This window comes from Dokdonella sp., from assembly GCF_035703485.1.
Lineage (GTDB): Bacteria > Pseudomonadota > Gammaproteobacteria > Xanthomonadales > Rhodanobacteraceae > Dokdonella.
Map to the genome: position 1 here is coordinate 1 of NZ_DASSYD010000171.1, position 3,788 is coordinate 3,788.

5 protein-coding genes are annotated in these 3,788 nt (G+C 60.9%); 4 read left to right on the forward strand and 1 reads right to left on the reverse strand.

From position 1 onward, the window contains the following. From VFN25_RS13165 to VFN25_RS13180, 4 genes are all read left to right on the forward strand, one after another. Positions 1 to 677: class I SAM-dependent rRNA methyltransferase (locus VFN25_RS13165; RefSeq protein WP_325142641.1), on the forward strand; the 677-nt coding region annotated here is incomplete at its 5' end. 103 nt (positions 678 to 780) lie between these two features. Continuing rightward, entirely contained in the window at positions 781 to 1,398 is a 618-nt protein-coding gene (gene folE / locus VFN25_RS13170; protein ID WP_325142643.1) for a GTP cyclohydrolase I FolE, read from the forward strand. Positions 1,399 to 1,514: 116 nt separating this feature from the next. After that, positions 1,515 to 2,837 carry a TCR/Tet family MFS transporter gene (locus tag VFN25_RS13175; RefSeq protein ID WP_325142646.1) on the forward strand — a complete coding sequence of 441 codons (1,323 nt, stop codon included), beginning with the start codon at positions 1,515 to 1,517 and terminating at the stop codon, positions 2,835 to 2,837. Continuing rightward, on the forward strand, positions 2,834 to 3,439 hold the full coding sequence (locus VFN25_RS13180; RefSeq protein ID WP_325142647.1) for a DUF938 domain-containing protein: 606 nt from the start codon (positions 2,834 to 2,836) through the stop codon (positions 3,437 to 3,439). Before VFN25_RS13175 ends, VFN25_RS13180 begins: the two co-directional genes overlap by 4 nt. Here the strand turns inward: VFN25_RS13180 and VFN25_RS13185 are convergent. Then, positions 3,436 to 3,788 (reverse strand): hypothetical protein (locus VFN25_RS13185; protein ID WP_325142649.1); only part of this gene is annotated, 353 nt, incomplete at its 5' end. The two genes, VFN25_RS13180 and VFN25_RS13185, sit on opposite strands and share 4 nt — an antisense overlap.

A 3,788-nucleotide genomic window follows, 5' to 3' on the forward strand; every position in this document is an offset into this window, starting at 1 on the left:
GTTTCGATTGCGCCGTACCGCCGACACCCGAGCCCACGGTTATCCACGAGCATGGCGTCAAGTTCCACGCCGCACCAGGCAGCAAGCACAAGACCGGATTTTTCGTCGACCAGCGTGACAATCGCAAGGCCCTGGCCGAATTCTGCGAAGGCAAGCGCGTGCTCGACCTGTGCTGCAACTCGGGCGGTTTCGGCATCACCGCGAAAACCATCGGCGGCGCCAGTGAAGTCGTCGGCGTCGATCTCGATGAGAGCATTCTCGAAATTGCCGAGAAGAACGCCTATCTCAACAAGGCCAGGATTCGCTTCGTCCAGGCCGACATCTTCCACTGGTTGCGCGATTTCCCGAACAACCGCGCCGAGAAATTTGATGTCGTCATTCTCGATCCGGCCAAGATGACCCGCGATCGCGAGCAGGTCATCCCCGCGCTGAAGAAATACCTCGACATGAACAAGCTGGCGATGGGCGCACTGAAACCAGGCGGCATTTTGCTGACCTGCTCGTGCACCGGCCTGGTCAGCGAAGATCAATTCCTCGACATGCTGCGTCGTGCCGCGTTTTATGCCAATCGCACGGCACAAGTCATCAAGGTGACCGGCGCCGGAGGTGATCATCCGTGGCTGGCACATGTGCCCGAGAGCCGTTATCTGAAGGCGGTTTTCTGCCGCGTGGATTGATGTCGCTGCGGGACTTGATGCTGTCTTCTTGCGATGCGGGCCGCGACAGCTCAGGTCTGGCTGCTAAACTTCACCGTTGTCCCACAACCGGTACGGTTTGCTCATGGCCACTCCACGCAAGAAGACCACCAAAGCCAAACTGCCCAAGGTCAGCCGCGATCAGGCGGAAGAGGCAGTACGCACCCTGTTGCGCTGGGCCGGCGAGGATCCGGCGCGGGAAGGGCTGCTCGACACGCCGAAGCGCGTGGTCAATGCCTATGGCGACTGGTTTTCCGGTTACACCATCGATCCTGCCGAATATCTGCGTCGCACGTTCGAAGAGGTCGCCGGATACGACGAGATGATCGTTCTGCGCGACATCGAATTCGAGTCCTACTGCGAACATCACATGGCACCGATCATCGGTCGCGCACACATCGGTTATCTGCCGACCGACAAGGTCGTCGGCATCAGCAAGCTTGCCCGCGTCGTCGACGGCTTCTCGCGTCGCTTTCAGGTGCAGGAAAAACTCACCGCGCAGATCGCCCACTGCATTGAGGATGTGCTCAAGCCGCGTGGTGTCGGCGTTGTCATCGATGCGGTCCATCAGTGCATGACCACGCGCGGCGTGCACAAACGCGGCGTTTCGATGATCACCAGCCAGATGCTCGGCGATTTTCGTGAAGATGCGCGTACGCGTGCCGAGTTTCTGCGATTCATCAATATCCATTCGAATTCGTGAGGGAACTTCGGCCAGCACCCATTGATCGGAGTTGGCCCGTGCCGGGTGCAGCGCGTGCTGACTCGTAAGCCGCTTGTGCCTGCCATGATTTGTCGATTCGCAAACCCTCTTCCGACATGACGTCCGAATCCAGCCACACGCCGGTGCGCAAAGCGGCGGTCATCTTCATCTTCGTCACGGTGATGATCGACATGCTCGCCTTCGGCATCATCATCCCGGTGTTCCCACATCTGGTGCAGAGCATGACCGGCGGCGACATCGCCACGGCGGTGCGCTGGACCGGCATCATGGGTGCGCTGTTCGGGCTCATGCAGTTCGTATTCTCGCCAGTGCAGGGTGCGCTGTCGGATCGCTTCGGCCGGCGTCCGGTGATCCTCACCTCAAACCTCGCCCTCGGCCTCGACTTCATCCTCATGGCCCTGGCGCAGACGCTGCCGATCCTGTTTATCGGACGCATCATCTCGGGCATCGCCAGCGCCAGCATCTCGACGGCGAACGCCTACATCGCCGATGTCACGCCAAGGGAGAAGCGTGCCGGCGCCTACGGCTTGCTCGGCGCCGCGTTCGGCATCGGCTTCATTATTGGCCCGGCCCTCGGCGGCTTCCTCGGTGGCATCTCGGTGCGCGCTCCGTTCTGGGTTGCGGCCGCTCTCGCCCTGACCAATTTCCTTTACGGCATGTTCGTACTGCCGGAATCGCTGCCGAAGGAAAGGCGCAGTGCCCGATTCGACCTGAAGAACGCCAATCCGCTCGGCTCCTTGCGCCTGCTGCGCCGCTATCCACAGGTGTTCGCACTTGCGGTGGTGTTTTTTCTTGCCGCATTCGCCCAGTTCTCGCTCAACTCGACCTTTGTGCTGTACACCGATTACCGCTTTCAATGGGGACCGCGCGATGTCGGCTATGCACTGGCTCTGGTCGGCGTGTGCAGTGGCATCGTGCAAGCCGTACTGATCCGACGTCTGGTGCCGAGGTTCGGCGAGCGGCCAGTCATGCTCGCCGGCCTGCTGTTCGGCATGAGTGGCTTCATTACCCTCGGCTTCGCCGGCAACGCGACGATCTTTCTGCTCGGCATTCCGCTGCTCGCGCTGGCCGGCCTCGGCGGGCCGACCACGCAATCGATCATTACCCGTCAGGTCGATCCGACCGAACAGGGACGACTGCAGGGGGCGATCACGAGCCTGTCCAGCCTGGCGACGATTTTCGGGCCGCTGGTGTTCAGCCAGACTTTCGCCTATTTCATCGGCGAATCGGCACCCCTGCATCTGCCAGGCGCCGCGTTCCTGCTTTCGGCCACGCTCATCATGCTTGCCTTCGTGCTTGGCTGGCGCGCGACAATCGGCCTGCAACCGATTGTGCCAAACGCAGCGGAACTCTCCGCTTCCGGGCCGGCGACCGAGGGCAAGATGCCGCCGCTTGCCGACGCGGATATCAAACCATGAGTGATCCTGTCGAGAAACCGTTCTCGCCTTCCTGCGAGCGCAATCGCGAGCCGATTCTTGATGTATTGCGCGAGGTGTTTTCCGAGCGCAGCCATGTGCTCGAGATCGGCAGCGGCACGGGCCAGCACGCGGTCCATTTCGCTTCTGCAATGCCGCATCTGCGCTGGCAAACCTCGGATCGCACTGAATACCTTGCCGGCGTACGGAGTTGGCTCGACGATGCGGCACTGGCCAATACGCCAGCACCGCTCGTTTTCGATGTCGGCCAGGACGACTGGCCGGCAATGCGATTCGACGCGATCTTCACTGCCAATACGCTGCACATCATGGCCTGGACGGAAGTCGAACGCCTGTTCGCACGGTTACCCGAAATCATGAGTGACACTTGTGTATTTGTCGCCTACGGTCCGTTCAACATCAACGGGCAGTACACCAGCGACAGCAACGCCGAATTTGATCGCTGGCTACACGAACGCGGGGCGCATATGGCCATCCGCGATCTCGCCGCAATTGATGCACTGGCCGAAGCGGCAGGACTTCAACGCATCGCCTTGCAGCCGATGCCGGCCAACAATTTCTGCGCGGTGTGGCGACGAAGCTAGGGCCTCGGCAAGTGCGCGTCGATGCTCTCAGCCATTGCCTCGCCGAATACGACATAGCTTTGCTCGGAAGGATGAAAGCCGTCGGCACAGAAGCTGTCCTCGCGCATCTCGAACTCAACTTGAACATGGAACACGCCCGGGCACTCCTTGAGTGCCGCATGCATGACAGCATCCAGGGTCTCACCGCGAAACCCGATCAGCCAGCGCAACGGTTCGGGAATCAGTGGGAACGAACGCAGTGGCGGCATGCCGGCGAAGACGATGACGGCATCTGGCGAATGACTGCGCAAGGCCATTGCCAGGGCAAGCACACGTTTTCGCCAAGCCCGGATCGTGGTCAATGCAGTGA

Excerpts from the sequence above, each read along its gene's own strand:
- VFN25_RS13180 (WP_325142647.1), top strand. The coding sequence starts at position 2,834 with ATGAGTGATCCTGTCGAGAAACCGTTCTCGCCTTCCTGCGAGCGCAAT.
- VFN25_RS13175 (WP_325142646.1), top strand. The coding sequence starts at position 1,515 with ATGACGTCCGAATCCAGCCACACGCCGGTGCGCAAAGCGGCGGTCATC.
- folE (WP_325142643.1), top strand. The coding sequence starts at position 781 with ATGGCCACTCCACGCAAGAAGACCACCAAAGCCAAACTGCCCAAGGTC.